Genomic DNA, 16440 nt, shown 5'->3' on the forward strand with positions numbered 1-16440 from the left:
ATTGAATCGCTATTTTTACCCTCTTATAATACTTGTGAGGTTGTATTAAAGCTATAGCCTCTCTTCCATGTCGACTGGAAAGGAACTTGAAATTTTATGATCTTAGATGAGATGCAAGCGATTGTTAATTTAACAGCACAGGAACAAGTAGTCTTAGAGTATATTATCCACAATCCTACAAAAATTTTGGAATTAAACATCAACCAACTAGCCAAGGATAGTTATACCAGTGCAGCAACCGTGGTTCGTTTATGTCAAAAGGCGGGGTTTAGTGGCTATTCTCAATTCAAGTATCATTTTGCTTCAGAACTGCCCAATATTATCAAATTACGAGAAGACTTAGATGTCAAACCACTAGATACTAGTGTATCTATCACGGACGTCTTTCAACGCGTGGAGCAAATTCATCAACGCGCCATTGAATATACCAACAGTTTATTAGACGCCCAAACTATCTTACGCGTCATTAAGCTGGTTCAACAAGCTGAGCGTATTGAAATTTACGGTCAGGGTTTAAATTATGAATTAGCGCGGAGTTTTTGTTGGGAATTAGAAGAAGTTGGTTGCAATGCCAATGCCTATAATGCGCCCAATCCGATGCACACTAATACGGCTCAAGCTAATCAAAAACCAATAGTCGCTTTTATTTTGACACACACGGGCAACAATGAGCAAATGTATCAAGTTGCTCAACAATTGCGCCACCAAAACTATCGCACCATAGTTGTTTGTGATAGCACACAACGCTCAATTTGCCAATTTTGTGATGAAACAATTGTCATTATGACTACCAAAGGAACACTGGATTTAAGTAACGTGGTCTACGTGGCCGCCTTACAGTATCTCTTTGATGTTCTGGTTTCTTTTAAAATGTTAGCCAATTATCAATCAGTCCAATGTATCTCACACCAAGTTGATCAGTCAAAGGAAGGAAAATAATTTTGCAAAGTAATTTTTTATGGGGTGGTGCCGTTGCTGCCAACCAATACGAAGGTGCTTGGAATGTAGCGGGCAAAGGTGTTAGTGTCACTGATGTCATGACTAAAGGCGACGTCAAGCATCCTCGTCAAATCACTGCTGGTGTCTTAGATAACGCAATCTATCCTAACCACCAAGCAATTGATTTTTACCATCATTATAAGGAAGACATTAAACTAATGGCCGAAATGGGATTTAAATGTTTTCGGCTAAGTATTGCTTGGTCACGCATTTTTCCGCAAGGCGATGAACAATATCCTAATGAAATGGGGCTAGAGTTTTACGACCACGTTTTTGACGAATGCCATAAATATGGTATTGAGCCAGTGGTTACCCTCTCGCATTTTGAAATGCCCTACCATTTAGCTAAAGAGTACGGCGGCTGGCGTAATCGTAAACTGATTCACTTTTTTGTCCACTACGCTACCACTTGTTTCAACCGTTACGCTAACAAGGTTCAATACTGGATGACCTTTAACGAAATTAACAATCTGATTGATATTGATAATCCCTTCAACGCTTGGACTGGTGCCGGTGTCTTATATCAAGCTGATGAAAATGCCGAAGAAACCATGTATCAAATCAGTCATTATCAATTCGTTGCTAGTGCCTTAGCTGTTCAAGCCGCCAAAAAAATCAATCCACAGTTGCAAATCGGATGTATGCTCCACTTTGGTCCAATTTACCCGTATTCTTGTCAGCCCCAAGACGTTATGGCCAGTGTCAAGGCAATGGATCGGCGCTTTTTCTTTAGTGACGTACAAGTTCGTGGTTCTTATCCTACTTACGTTACCAAATTATGGGAGCGTAAACATTTCAACTTAGATATTACAGAACAAGATTTAGCGGCAATTAAGCACGGAACCGTGGACTATGTTGGTTTTAGTTATTACAAATCAACTACTGCCAAATTTAACGCTACCAATGATTTTACTGAAGTTGCTAATCCCAATGTTCCCAAAAGTGATTGGGGCTGGGCCATTGATCCGATTGGTTTACGCTATATCTTAAATGTGATTTATGAACGTTATCAAAAGCCTTTATTTATCGTAGAAAATGGTTTTGGTGCTTATGATCAATTAGTTGACGGTCAAGTTAATGATGACTATCGCATCAACTATTTACAACAGCACATCACCCAAATGCTCAAAGCCATTGAACTGGACGGTGTTGCCGTGCTCGGTTACACCCCTTGGTCCGCGATTGATTTAATTAGTGCATCGACTGGAGAAATTGAAAAACGTTATGGCTTTATTTATGTCGATGCTCAAACTTTCAAGCGCTATAAAAAGCAATCATTTTATTGGTACAAAAATATCATTGCCACCAATGGTGCTTGTCTTGGAGTTAAAAATGAGGCGCAAAAATGAAAAAATTTCTCAATGAAAAGTTAGTTCCCATTGTCGTAAAGTTTACTAATACTAAAGCTATTCAGGCTCTCAAAGATGGCATGATGTTTGTTTTACCATTTCTGATTGTCGGCTCACTTTTTCTGTTATTAGCCAACATTCCTATCCCAGCAGTTGCTAAGGCTATCACCAACTGTGGTTTAGCTAACGTCTTCAATCAAATTTATGCTAGTTCGTTTGCCCTTATGTCTTTCTTTGCGGTAACTGGAATTACCTATGTTTATTTAAAAAATGACAAAATTGAAACCGCCTTTGCTGGCAGTTTAAGCGCCTTAGGAGCTTTTATCTTACTCATGCCTTTCAAAATTAAGTCTGCTAAAGGCGTCGTGGTTACCAATGCTATTTCCAAAGATTGGACTGCTGGTCAAGGTATGATAACTGCTATCATCGTTGGTTTAGCGGCTGGCTGGTTGTACAGCTTTTGTATCCGCAAAAATTGGCAAATAAAAATGCCAGCGGGTGTTCCACCAGCAGTTTCTAATTCATTTATTTCCCTAATTCCATCAGGTGTTGTTTTAATCGTTGCCGGTATTGTTTACGCGATCTTTAAATTTACTGCCAACATCAGTTTTACTGAAATTATTTATTCTGTTATTCAAACGCCCCTGCAAGGCGTCACCGATTCTTTTGGTGGTGTCTTAATCATGTCGATGGTCATGTCTTTGCTTTGGTGGTGTGGCGTGCACGGTGGTGCAATTTGTGGTGCCATTTTAGCCCCCATTCTCCAATCTAATATGTCGGCCAACCAAGCATTACTCGATGCCGGCAAAAAGTTAACAATTTCGAATGGTGGTCACATTTTTACCCAGCAGTTTTGGGATAATTATCTCTGCATGACGGGAGCCGGGATCGTCGTCGGCATGGTCATTTATATGACCTTTTTTGCCAAGTCAAGCATGCTCAAAGAATTAGGTAAATTATCTATCTTGCCTAATGTTTTCAATATTGATGAACCCGTCATCTTTGGAACACCGATTGTCTTAAATCTATATCTCATTATTCCCTTTATTGCCTTTCCAATGATTGTTGGTGCCGCCAGCTATTGGTTAATGGCATGGGGAGTCTTACCGTTATTTTCTGGAGTGATGGTTCCTTGGACCACGCCGCCCATCATCTCAGGCTTTTTAATTGGTGGCTGGAAAACAGCTCTATGGCAATTAATTATCATTATCTTATCAACGATTGTTTACTATCCATTTATTCGCAAAGTTGATTTGGATTTGCTCGCTAAACAAGAACAAATATAAAAAGAGTTACAGATCAGAAATAATTTTACACAAAAACAAGCTGAAAGCAATATTCAAAAATACTATACATGTTTTGAAGTTGATTTCAGCTTGTTTATTTATAAGTCCAACATACAAAATTACATACTAATAATTGTCGTTAAAAACTTTAATTTCATCATAAGGTATTACAGATGAAGACAAACCGTGTAGCTTTTTCGCATTAATAATGCTATCACATTTAAATTCTTCATCATTAAGCCATTTAAAATTCCATATAGACGTATTTTTTTTAACAGATTGACATAAAAGATCTTTATCAATGTGCTCACTTTCTTCATTACAAATACTATCTGTTATACTAAGTCTCTGTAACCAAACATTTATATAGCTAGTATTAGGTATGTCCTTTAACTTCTTCAATATTTGCTTAATAACATCTCCTACCTTAATCTCTCCTTTACATTTATCTAAAATAATACTAATGGCAGATACTTCTTGAGGAATCGAATTAGGTGAAATTTCAATTATAGAAACTAATATTCCAATTAACGCAAAAAAGTTTTTATCTAATTGTTCATTAGTAAAACTGTCATCTTTAGATATTCTATATGTGAATTCTTGCAATGCAACTTTAACACTACCTGAATTAGGGTACTTCTTAGCCAATTCATAGACTTGCCATAAATGTTTTTGTATAGATAAATTATAAATTTTTTTCTTACCTTTTTTGAATTGAATCAACGAACGTTGTTTAGTCCAAAACAATTTATCAGGTTTGACAGCGGTTCCAACTATGTCTGTAGTAATCATGGTTTTTTTTGAATTAAAATGCATATTTAAATCAGCTAAAATATCTGATAAGTATCTCATTATTTGATTGGCTAAATCTTTGGAATTAGTAAATATTCTATAGTCATCTCTATATCTTATGATTTTAAAATCAGAAATTTTTTCATGATTCAGTTTGTGAGATAATTGCAGATCAGAATATCCCAAAACTATTTCAGCAATAAAGTCAAAAACAGTCCCTCCTTGAGGAATACCATTCGTTTGGCCACATTGCATTCTTTGTATACAATGGTCTATTTTATTTCCTAGGTAATCATCTGTTCTATTTACTTTAGCTTTTTCCTTACCCATTATTGCCCAAGCAATACTATGGGTATAGATCGAACCATAGCAATTAGTAACGTCAGTTTTAACACAATACTTATAATTCAAAGCATATTTTATAGACGCCTGTTCTAAATTTTCCCACCAATTTAAAATTGTTTCTGCTTTATCATTTTCTTCACTTTTCGAAATTACAGGTAAGCTGATACAAATTATATTTTCATCACTCCTAAAATCTATAAACCTTTTAATTATCTCATTCCAGTTTTCTTCATTTGTAAGTAATTTAACTAAATCTACATAGCAAAATGGATTAACAATTTTTATAGGGCGCCAATCATATAAACCATCTTTATTAAGAAGCATTGTGTAATTAACATCAGTATTAATAAGCTTTTTTTTATTACACAAGTTTAAGATCGTGGTATTTTCATTTTTAAATTTTTTTGTAACTTGTTTTAATACATTACTAAAATCAAAATAAACTGGTAAGTCTATGGTTATATAAGATTCAGGTTTTAAGAAAAAATTTTCAGCTTCTTTATAAGTTACATCAATAACGGAAACTCTTTTATTTGACAATATGTATCCTTCTTTCCATCTAACAAAAGAAATTATCAAGTAATTATACTATAAAACGGTCATGCTTTTTAATTGAAATTCATTAACTATGAATTTCAATTGCAGTTGTACCAAGTATAATTAAGGTTGTAAAATTATTTCAAATTGACGATTGCATTCCCGCTTTGACACGCTTATAATGCTTACCAACTAATTGAATATGGAGTGATAAAATGATCGGTTGTAGTAGTTTTACCATGGAAACTAAAGATAAGAAACACTTCTTTTCGCGCACCATGGACTTTATGATGGAGATGGCTCAAGAAGTTGTCTTCGTTCCGCAGAACAAAACGTTTGCTTCGGCTTACAGCAGTGACCAACAGGTTACTAGTAAGCATGCCTTCTTAGGTATGGGAACTTTAGAAAATCAAGCACCAATTACCTTTGATGGTGTTAATGACCAAGGCGTGATGGGTGGCACCCTTTATTTTCCTGGTTATTGTAGCTATCAAGACGAAGCTGCTGCTAATACTTGGGGCGTTTCCCCTGACAAAGTGATTTCTGTTATTTTGTCACAAGCTGCTAATTTAGCTGATATCAAACAATTATTCCAAGAACAAATTACCATTTTAAATGATGCCAATCCAACTTTAAAAGTTGTGTCACCACTGCACTATATCTTCTCCGACACGACCGGTGCTAGTTTAATCGTCGAACCTCAAGCTGACGGCGTGCATTTGATTGATAATTCAATTGGCGTCATGACTAATAGTCCTGATTACCACTGGCATGAAACTAACTTACGTAATTACTTATCTGTTACGCCTAAGCAACATGAAGATGTGGACTTCTTAGGCAAAACTCTCAAGCCATTTAGTCAAGGTTCTGGTACTTTTGGTTTACCTGGTGACTACACACCTGTCAGTCGCTTTGTCCGGACTGCTTTTATGAAGCAAAATGTCGAACAAGCCGCTGATGAAGCTGCCGGTGTCAGTCTCGCCCATCATATGTTAGAACCCGTCAGCATTCCGCGCGGAATTGTAGTAACCACTGATGATACTTTCGACTACACTTGTTACAGTGCTTATATCTGTGCAGAATCACGCAGTTACTACTACTCCACTTATGGCAATCAACGCATTAATTGCGTTCGTTTAACACCAGAATTATTGCAAGAAACTGATTATCGGACTTTCAAAGTTCAAGATGATGAAGATATCGCTTATCTAAATTAACGTCAAACCAAATAACCTGTGACTAAGATGGCTGCAGGTTATTTTTTTGGCTAATTTTTAATAGGACAAAATGTACATCCAAGTTAAATAATTTTTGTCTTAATACTATTCTTTTCGTCTTAATACTATTCTTTTCGCAAGTATAAAAGAAGTATAAAATGTAAATTAGAAGTATAAAGAAAGTATAAAATTGGAGGTTTTAAGCTTGAGTAATACCCAAATATCCCAAAATCCATTTGTTCCTAGTTTTGGCCGTTTACCCACAATCCTTTTAAACCAAGAAAGCATCCTACATGATTATTTGGCTGGACTAACTAGTCAAGATGGCAAATACCAAACTTCCTTGGTCTATGGTGTTCGCGGATCAGGCAAAACTGTTTTTTTACTTAATGTTGAACAAAATTTAAAGTTACTAAAAAACTGGTATTGTCTCAGATTAACTCTCAGCCAGGATAATTTAATAATGCAATTAATTCTGGGTTTACAAAAAATTGAGGGTATTAATTGGAAACAAGTTTTGAAACATTTTTCTGCAGAATTAAATTTTAGTATGTTTGGTATTACATTTAAAAGTAACAGCTCAACGCCAGTAATTGACTATAAAGGAATTTTAGAACAAATGCTGAGTTCTCTTAAGAAGAGGAACATTTTTGTCTTAATCGAAATTGATGAAATGGAAGTCAGTTCCGATGTTCGCGCATTTGCTTCCATGTACCAAATGCTGATTGGCGAAGAATATAACTTAGCTTTATTAATGACTGGACTACCTAATCGCTTATCCGAATTACAAAATGATCAAGTCCTAACCTTTTTATTGAGAAGTAATCGCATTTACCTCAGCCAATTAGCGCAAGATGATGTGATCAATAAATACCAGATGACTTTTCAACAGGGAAATAAATTAATTGACCCACTAGACTTAGAATTGCTGGCAAAAAGTGCTGGCGGATATCCTTACGCGTTTCAAACAGTTGGTTATTATGCTTAGCGCTTCAGTAAAGACGTTATTAACCAAACAGTAATTGAACAAACTATATCTGCAACTAAACAAGGCCTTTACCGTAATTCTTATGAAAAACTCTACACTGAATTGTCTCCCACTGATCAAAAATTTTTACAAGCTATGGCTAGTTACACACAAAAAATTGTACCGATTAGTTTTGTTCAAACCACATTGGGCAAGCCCAAGAATTACCTCTCTGTTTATCGTGCGCGATTAAAAGATTCGCAATTAATCACAATCCCTGAGCGCGGCAAGGTCACTTTTTCATTACCTTATTTTAAAGATTTTATTCGCAGTTATAATAATAGTCATTTGCTTTAACACCTTAAGGTTAATTATAATAGCAAATCACGTTTAAATTGACCGTTTCAAATCAATAAATCTCTTTCAAAGACATTTCGATTGAAGAAAATTATTTTGAAGGGGTTTTTTTAGTTCTGACCATAACTAGTCATTAATTGATAGTCTTCAAAACACTTGAAACTAACGAAGTAAAGGTTTACCATAATTGTGGTAAAAGTAATATATTAATATTTCAAGGAGGGCATTATGCAAAAAACTGAGACTGTATTAGCATTAAAAACTGCAAAAATTGTTGCCGTAGTTCGAGGTGATTCCAAAGATGAAGCTTATAAGACCGCGGAAGCCTGTATTGATGGTGGTGTCAAAGCAATTGAATTAACATTTACAGCTCCCGCAGCTGATCAAATTATTGCCGAATTAAATAAAAAGTATTCTCCTGATAAGGATGTCATTATTGGCGCAGGAACTGTTTTAGATGCTATTACAGCTCGGATTGCTATCATGTCGGGTGCCAGATTTATAGTTAGTCCTGCCTTTGACAAAGAAACCGCTCTATTATGCAACGAATATCAAATTCCCTATATGCCGGGCTGTATGACAATTACCGAAATTCAAACTGCTATGCGTTATGGTGCCGAAGTTGTTAAAGTCTTCCCTGGAAGTACTGTTAGCTGGGACTTTGTCAAGGCCGTTAAGGCTCCCTTACCTTATGTCAATATCATGCCTACCGGTGGTGTCAACTTAGACAACATGAGTAGTTGGTTTAAAGCAGGCGCCGTGATAGTTGGAACTGGTAGTGATTTAACTGGTGCTGCTCGTCAACAAGATTTTGCTTCCATTAAAAAGCGGGCTGAAGCTTATCATCAAGAAATCTTGCGTATTCAAGGAGAATGTGATTAACAATGCAAAAGATAGTCACCTTTGGCGAAATAATGCTCAGGCTCAAACCGGCTGAAAACCAAAGAATTATTCAAACTGATCAATTTTCTGGATTATATGGTGGAGCTGAAGCCAATGTTGCTACATCTTTAGCTCTTTTAGGTGATCACTCACAATTTGTTACCAAAGTTCCAAATAATGCCCTCGGGCAGTCAGCTTTGGGAACCTTACGCCGCTATGGTGTAGACACGACTAATATTATGGTAGGTGGCCCGCGCTTAGGAATATATTTCTTTGAAAAAGGTGCCAGCATTCGCAATACTAGTGTTGTTTATGATCGTCAAAATAGTTCTTTTGCCACTTCTCAGGCTAACGAATATCATTGGCCAGATATTTTAAAAGATGCTGACTACTTTTATTTTTCTGGTATCACAGCAGCAGTTTCGTCAGAAATATACCAAACTTTACTTGTTGCTTTAGATTTTTGTCAAAAAAATCACATTACCGTCATTTGCGATTTGAATTATCGCGCTAAAATGTGGAGTAAAGAAGCTGCGCAAACAGCGATGAATCAATTAATGCCTTATGTAAACATTTGTTTAGCTAATGATGAAGACTTTGAGGCCGCTCTAGGCATTAAGGCTTTTGATGGTAATATGGCTCATGGTATTGATCAAAAAGCTGATTTTATTCACGGTATGCAGCAAATTATGAAAAAATATCCTAACTGTCAAACTGTGGCTAGCATTTTAAGAAACGTTCATTCTGTCGAAGATTCTCAATGGATGGCTCTTTTAGTCAATCAAAATGAGGTGTTAGAGACTCCTAGTTATAACATGCATGTCTGGGAAGGCGTGGCTAGTGGCGATGCGTTTGCCGCTGGTTTAATTCATGGGTTGATACATGATTTTAATACTCAAAAATTATTAAACTATGCACTCGCTGCTAGTGTTTTAAAACTCACTATTAGTGGCGACTTAAATTTAGTCACAGATTCGGAAATCATGTCTGTTATGAACAAACAAGATGGCATGCGGGTCGTTAGATAATTTGGGAATAGCAACTTCACTCACTTAAATAAAATTGTTATCAATTAGTAAGAACGATTCATTCACTAACTAGATCAGTAAATTGATCCAGTTAGTTTTTTCTTTTCTTCAATGTTACCTCTACTAACGTCAGTTCAAATGCCAATCTATTGCACTAAAAAAGACGTTCGTATTCAATACGAACGTCTTCATTTTGTCCAAACATTTTGATACTTGAAGTCAAGCTTTATCGTTTCAACAGCAAAGTTTTAATTTCATAAGGCTTAAAGCTTAACTTAACCGTATCATCAGCAGCCATTGAAAGTGAAGCTTCCTTTTCTTCCATTAAGTTAGTTTCGCTAATTGAACTGACTTTAAAGTGTGGCATTAAAGAAATTTGCTCCGAACCACCAGCGTACTCGTGTAGTCGAACAATTACATCATCACTATCTTCAGCTTTCTTCACAGCATCAACAAACACAGTATTTGAATTAGAAATATTAATTAAAGAATCCTTATTCAAATCGGTGCCCTGGAAAACAGTTAATGGATCGTTTAATAGCCAAGCTTCTTTTTCGACATTGCCATCTACAAAACTTCCTCGATGTGGCAATAAACTATATGTGAAATCATGTGCTCCAATATCTGCTGTTTTATCTGGGCTAACACTTCCAGTTAACAGTGAAATGCTCATCTTATTGTCAAAAATATCATAACCATACTTGCTTTCATTCATTAAGGCAATACCATAGCCGTATTCCGACAAATCAGCCCATTGATGACCAACAGTTTCAAACTTTGCCATATTCCAACTATTATTCCAATTAGTTGGCCGCTTAACATTACCGTACTGAATCTGATAAGTGGCTTCCGTCGATCTAACATTGGTATAAAATGATGCTTTTAAAATTCTTTGCCGTTCATGCCAATCAACATGCGTCTTAAAATCAATCCGCTGTTGGTTATTGTAAACAATCATATCTTGTTTCAAACTAGATTGATTAAAGTGATAATAAAATCTTACAATCGTACATAATTGTCCTTGGGAAATAATTTCTATTTTGTTAGCTTTTAATTCCTGCTTTTTTTCTTTATATGAAATATCCAAATTCCAAGCATCATACTCGCGCGGTCGATCTTCAAAAATTTCTAAAACATTTCCTAATTCATGGGGAGCCAAAACTTGGCGATTATTTTGAATGTCAAATATTTCTAATAATTGACCATCAGCATTCCATGCGATTTGATAAAATTTATTTTTCAAGACATTATCTTTAACTTGAGCTTCATCATACTGCTGAACGGAAGCTTCCTTTGACTGATTAACAAATTTAATTTTTTGACTACTAAACGGACTGATATTTGGTGTCGCCACCAAATAACTGTCACCAACTCTTTGACTAACTAATTGCTGACCTGATTCATCGTAAAACAAACCGCTATTAGGTTCAGAAATTGTGACAAGATCGTTCATACTCCAAGCTGTAGAGTTAAAAATAGAATATTCATTTGGATGAGTTTGATATTTACCAGAAATATCCTTCAATAACAATGACAAGTTATCATAAATTTGTTGATAATCTTTTTGACTATCTTCATAAACCGAATGGATTGCTGATCCTGGAATAATATCATGAAATTGATTCTTTAGAAGTAATTTCCAAGACTGTTCAAGAATTTCAGATGGATATTGCCAACTATCATTATTCAACATCATAATAACTTCTAATAATTCTAATTTACGCAAGAGAATTTCTATTTTACGGTTATTTTTTTTATTAGCTGCATGGCCAGTATATGTTGCCCGATGATATTCAAAATATAATTCTCCATCCCAAGTATGAACATATTGACCATTTTGTAGAGCATTATCAATATTATGGTGCAATTCTTTAAAATATTTGCCAGTGGCATTAGTTGTAATTTTCGGTAAACCTGGCAATTGATTCATGGCCCGAATATTTTCTATCATATCCCGGGTTGTACCACCACCGCCATCACCATAGCCGTAAGCCAACAACAACGAAGAATTAACATCTTTATCTTGGTAACTCTTATAAATTCCCTTAACCGTTTCAGGAGTCATCGTTCCATTATAAGTGTAATAAAATGGACCTTTACTATCATTAGGATCCGGAGTAGTAATGAAATGCGTTAAAATCTTAGTTCCATCTAACCCCTTCCACAAAAAGGTGTCGTGGGGCATCCGATTAAATTCGTTCCAACTCAATTTAGTTGTCATGAAAGTCGTAATCCCGGATTTTTTTAAGATTTGTGGCAAAGCCCAAGAATAACCAAAAACATCTGGCAGCCAGAGAGTATGTGATGTTTTACCGAATTCTTTCTTAAAAAATCTAGTTCCATAGAGAATTTGACGAACTAAAGACTCTCCCGAAGAAATATTACAATCGGCTTCCACCCACATTGCACCCTCAGGTTCCCAACGTCCTTCTGCAACTTTTGACTTAATCTGAGCATATAACTGAGGATAATCCTGTTTAATATAATCATATAGTTGTGGCGTTGATGCTAAGAATGTATATTCTGGATATTTGTCCATTAATTTAAGCACTGTACTGAAAGAACGAGCACCTTTTTCTTTAGTATTTTTAACACGCCACAACCAAGCTAAATCAATATGCGTGTGTCCAATGCCGTTGACCGTATAATTTTCTTTATCTTCTTTTTGAGATTGTAATTGCTGTTCTAATGTTTCTTGAGCTTGATAGCAGCTATTATAAAATTCATCATAACCTGGATTGGACCAATCTAGCTTTTTTAAGGAAAAGTCCAAAGAATTCAACAATTTTTGTCTGCGGGGATCATCATCATTTAATAGTTGAACAGTCTCTATACCATTTTTAGCTAAGAAATACAGATTATCTACTTGCTTATCCAAAGAAACTAAATCGGCCATTTTAAAAATGTGCAACATTGGATCTAAAGAATCGCCTTTTCTCCCTGGCAAGCCCGTCCATAACTTTAAAGCTAACTGAATCACAGTACCCTTATATTGTTGATCTAAAAAAACTTCTTTATGATGAGCGTCAATTCCTTGATACATCTCACCGTTGATATAAAGTTGTGCTTCAATGCCAGTATGCTTTAAATTTCCCAACAAGCCTAAATCAAATAACAAAACCTGGTCATCAGGACTATTCGGAATTTCTACTTGAGACTTAATCCAAAAATATTGATCAATTCCACTCCAAATATGACCTAAAGCAATTTCCTTCCAATTTTGATTGTCATCGGGGATCTCATTTTCTACTTGAGGAGAAGCATTCAAACACTTCCAACCAGAAATATGCTTTCTATTTTTATAGCGATATTCTCCCAAATCATCAGCAATTTTTTGTATTTTTTCAACAGTAAAAATCATAATTATCTCCTCAACAATTGCCCAAAAGCCAATTAAAAATTATCTTTTCTTCCATGCATTTTCATAGGAAACACCAGTCAAATCTTTAACAGTTTTTTTGGTTAATTCTGTAGCATCATCCTTGGAACCGCCATTACGCAAACGCTCAATTTCGTCCGTAATGATCTTATGGGTATCTTTATTTAAATGGAACGTCCAAGAAATAATTAACGCAATTAACAATAACCCACCAGCACCAAACAAAAGAATATTAGCAATCGTATTTTGTGCTTGCATAGTTTGGTGTAAGTTGTTCTTAACAAAGCCGTTATGATCTAAAATCATTCCTACGACCACTGTTGACAATGCAACAGTTGATTTTCTAGCAAAATTCATTAGTGAAGCAAAAGCGCCTGAGTGACTTTCAGTTGTAACCATTTCATCTAAATCCGGAACAAATGGGAAAACATTCCACGGTGTAAACTCCAATGTAGCCCGTGCTGCCTGATAAATAAAGGACATTATATAGATGACAATTACCATCACTCCTACAATTTTAATATTAGATTTGAACAAGAAGTAATAGCCTCCAAGCATCACTATCATAGTAATATAAGAAAAGCTATAAAGTACTCGTGGACCATACTTAATCATAACCGGTCCCGCAATTAATGGAATTAAAACACCAACGATCGAAAGCGATAACAAATTAGCAGATAATGTTGCTGTAGCACCTAAACAGAAAACAACAAAGTACGTAAAGACTGTATTGTAAACATCTTTACCTGTGAATGAAAATAGATAGATACATAAGTGTTGCCGAAAAGCTTTGATTCTTAAGGCATCAACATAACCACCAAAGGTTTCCTTAAGCATTTTCTTAATGCTATTACCTTCATTAGTATTATCAGAATTAAGCTTAGCAGCCTTGGCTTCCGCTTCCACTTCACTAACTGGTTTTTCCCAAGTAGAAAAGCTTGAAATAAACATCCCAATCACAAAAATAATTGCAAAAATTAAACCGTTAATAAAGAAGGGACTTGGAGAATCTTGACCCAAAATCTTGAATAATTGTCCCGGAATAAATGTGGCCAAAAAAGTTCCACCAGCCGAAATGAACATTCTAGTAGATGACAATTTCGTTCTCTCATTGTAATCTTTAGTCATTTCTGTAGGTAAAGTTTCCCATGGTATTAACAAAAAACTAGATAATAGATCATAAGCACAGTAAATACACATGTAATACCAAAAGTTCATTTTAGGAATCCAAATGATGGCAAAAATAAATAGAAATGGTGCACCAAAGATTAACCAAAAATGACGACGACCATATTTTTTACCCAACTTAGTTTTATAAAAATTATCGGTCAAAGCACCAGCGAATAAACTTAAGATGGCATCGAGCACCCGAGCAGTGGCCATGATTATACCACCTTGCGTCGCAGTTAACCCACAAAAAGTGGTAAAGAAATACAGTAACCACGCGCCCATGATGGTCATTCCACCACCACCGACAAAATCATTAATTCCAAACCCTAAAGATGTCCACATATTAATCTTTCGTGGAGTGTAAATTCTTTTTGAAATTTTCTCAGAAAGTTTCATATTTAATTTAGTTTCCTTCCTAAATATTTAGAGTACTTTTCGTTCAAAACACAAAAAAGCGATTACAATTAATTGTTAACGACAATCTTTTTTAAATCTTGATCTCATTTAAAAACAAAAGTTAAACTGAAAAAATCTCAACTACTAGTCGCTAAAATCTGAACCCAAGCTTTAGCAGTTTGACCATTCAACTTAATTTTCAAAACACAAATTTTACTTAAAATTCAATAGCTAATGATTAGATTGTTAAAAATCAAAATACGTCTTAGCGTTGTTATAAGAAATATCTTCGACAATTTTCCCCAAATAATCGTAATCTTCTGGAACTTGGCCGCGTTCTACCCATTCACCAATTAAATTGCACAAAACTCTGCGGAAATATTCATGTCGTGGATATGATAAAAAGCTCCGTGAATCTGTCAACATTCCAACAAAATTGGCTAATAAACTTTGCTGTGCCATCGTATTGAGTTGGTTAATCATTCCTTCACGTGTATCGTTAAACCACCAGCCACAACCTAATTGCATCTTCTGCACATTGCCTTCATAGAAATCGCCCATACCGGTTGCTAACTGCATCCAATCGTTCGGATTTAAAGAATATAAAATTGTTTTAGGAATATTATCTTCATTCTGCATATCGCTCAATAAGTTCATCATTTGTCCAGCAATATCGGGTTGAGTTCCCATAGAATCAAAGCCAGCATCCGGGCCAACCTTTTGAAACATTGGTTTATTAGCATTACGCACCGCATTAATATGAAATTGCATCGTCCAATTAAATTTTTTATTTAAGCGCATTAAAGCTTCCACTAAGCCTGTAGTATAAGCATCAACCTCAGTAGCTGATAATTGTTGATTTGTAAGTCTCTTAGCAACAATCTGATCTAATTCTTCTGCACTAACTTTCACAAAATGGAAGGTATTTAGACCATGATCTGATAATTTTCCGCCATGATTAGAAAAGTATTCAAACCGCTGTTCTAAAGCTGTAACTAAACTAGCAAAATCAGTAATCGTCACGTTAGCTGCGGTTCCTAAACTTTGAAGATAATCTTTATAAGAACTACTTTGAATATCAAAGGATTTATCTGGTCTCATTGCCGGCAAAACTTTAAAACCATTACTGTCTTCTTCTTTTGCTAACAATTCATGATAATGGAGGTCAGACGCAGGGTCATCAGTCGTGCATACTACTTTGACATTCGAGTTTTTAATCAAATTGCGCGGCTTAAAATCAGCAGTTGCTAACATTTTGTTGGCTTTATCCCAAACTTCTTGAACATTTTTACTGGTTAAAGGAGCTTTTATTCCAAAAAATCTTTGTAATTCCAAGTGGGTCCACTCATACAATGGATTACCAATTGCCTTTTCAATAGTTTTAGCCCAAGCCAACATTTTCTGATAATCATCACCATCACCGGTAATTAATTCTTCTGGCACACCATTGGCTCTCATTAAACGCCATTTATAATGGTCTCCGGCTGAACCATCATTGATCCAAATTCTAGTTAGATTAGGATAATTTTTATTTTCGTAAATTTCTTTAGGATCTAAATGACAATGAAAATCAATAATCGGCATTTTAGCGGCATAATTATGAAATAATTTTTTTCCAAAATCATTTGTTAACAAAAAATCTTTATTCAATAAAACCATTGTTAATCCTCCTTTAAAAATCAAACGTCAGAAAGTTTACCAATTTCAAGCAGTGATATATTAGTATATCTTTAAAA

General features: G+C 35.3%; 12 protein-coding genes. 8 read left to right on the forward strand and 4 right to left on the reverse strand.

What is annotated here, in order from left to right:
• Positions 1-96 precede the first annotated feature (96 nt).
• From AC3B6Y_RS02210 to AC3B6Y_RS02220, 3 genes are read left to right on the forward strand one after another with little or no spacing between them, the layout of a single operon-like run.
• Positions 97-939 carry a MurR/RpiR family transcriptional regulator gene (locus AC3B6Y_RS02210; RefSeq protein ID WP_489791248.1) on the forward strand — a complete coding sequence of 281 codons (843 nt, stop codon included), beginning with the start codon at positions 97-99 and terminating at the stop codon, positions 937-939.
• On the forward strand, positions 939-2348 hold the full coding sequence (locus tag AC3B6Y_RS02215) for a 6-phospho-beta-glucosidase (protein WP_489791491.1): 1410 nt from the start codon (positions 939-941) through the stop codon (positions 2346-2348). The genes AC3B6Y_RS02210 and AC3B6Y_RS02215 overlap by 1 nt, the downstream gene beginning before the upstream one ends.
• Positions 2345-3634 (forward strand): PTS sugar transporter subunit IIC, encoded by a 1290-nt coding sequence (locus AC3B6Y_RS02220; protein ID WP_489791249.1) that lies wholly within the window; start codon positions 2345-2347, stop codon positions 3632-3634. Before AC3B6Y_RS02215 ends, AC3B6Y_RS02220 begins: the two co-directional genes overlap by 4 nt.
• A 126-nt stretch (positions 3635-3760) precedes the next feature.
• Here the strand turns inward: AC3B6Y_RS02220 and AC3B6Y_RS02225 are convergent, their stop codons facing one another.
• Positions 3761-5311, reverse strand: coding sequence for an RNA-directed DNA polymerase (locus AC3B6Y_RS02225; protein ID WP_489791250.1), 1551 nt, complete (start codon positions 5309-5311; stop codon positions 3761-3763).
• Between the two features lie 212 nt (positions 5312-5523).
• Between AC3B6Y_RS02225 and AC3B6Y_RS02230 the strand changes: the two genes are divergently transcribed.
• The 5 genes from AC3B6Y_RS02230 (at position 5524) to AC3B6Y_RS02250 (ending at position 9759) form a co-directional block, all read left to right on the forward strand.
• The gene (locus tag AC3B6Y_RS02230; protein WP_489791251.1) at positions 5524-6525 is read left to right on the forward strand and encodes a choloylglycine hydrolase family protein; all 1002 of its coding nucleotides are present in this window, start codon (positions 5524-5526) and stop codon (positions 6523-6525) included.
• A 205-nt stretch (positions 6526-6730) separates the two neighbouring features.
• Positions 6731-7513 carry a hypothetical protein gene (locus AC3B6Y_RS02235; RefSeq protein ID WP_489769598.1) on the forward strand — a complete coding sequence of 261 codons (783 nt, stop codon included), beginning with the start codon at positions 6731-6733 and terminating at the stop codon, positions 7511-7513.
• Positions 7514-7558: 45 nt separating this feature from the next.
• Positions 7559-7849 (forward strand): DUF8462 domain-containing protein, encoded by a 291-nt coding sequence (locus AC3B6Y_RS02240; protein WP_489791493.1) that lies wholly within the window; start codon positions 7559-7561, stop codon positions 7847-7849.
• Positions 7850-8077: 228 nt separating this feature from the next.
• Entirely contained in the window at positions 8078-8731 is a 654-nt protein-coding gene (locus AC3B6Y_RS02245; protein WP_489791252.1) for a bifunctional 4-hydroxy-2-oxoglutarate aldolase/2-dehydro-3-deoxy-phosphogluconate aldolase, read from the forward strand.
• A gap of 2 nt (positions 8732-8733) precedes the next feature.
• Positions 8734-9759: a sugar kinase gene (locus AC3B6Y_RS02250; RefSeq protein WP_489791253.1), complete on the forward strand. Its 1026-nt coding sequence runs from the start codon at positions 8734-8736 to the stop codon at positions 9757-9759.
• Positions 9760-9985: 226 nt separating this feature from the next.
• On the opposite strand, the gene AC3B6Y_RS02255 is transcribed toward AC3B6Y_RS02250, so the two are convergent.
• From AC3B6Y_RS02255 to uxaC, 3 genes are all read right to left on the reverse strand, one after another.
• The gene (locus AC3B6Y_RS02255; protein WP_489791254.1) at positions 9986-13120 is read right to left on the reverse strand and encodes an alpha-mannosidase; all 3135 of its coding nucleotides are present in this window, start codon (positions 13118-13120) and stop codon (positions 9986-9988) included.
• A gap of 39 nt (positions 13121-13159) precedes the next feature.
• Positions 13160-14650, reverse strand: coding sequence for an MFS transporter (locus tag AC3B6Y_RS02260; protein ID WP_489758231.1), 1491 nt, complete (start codon positions 14648-14650; stop codon positions 13160-13162).
• 300 nt (positions 14651-14950) lie between these two features.
• A complete protein-coding gene (uxaC, locus tag AC3B6Y_RS02265; protein ID WP_489791255.1) occupies positions 14951-16363 on the reverse strand; it encodes a glucuronate isomerase in 1413 nt (470 codons plus the stop codon).
• Positions 16364-16440: the final 77 nt, after the last annotated feature.

Source organism: Bombilactobacillus sp. ESL1092 (assembly GCF_058107465.1).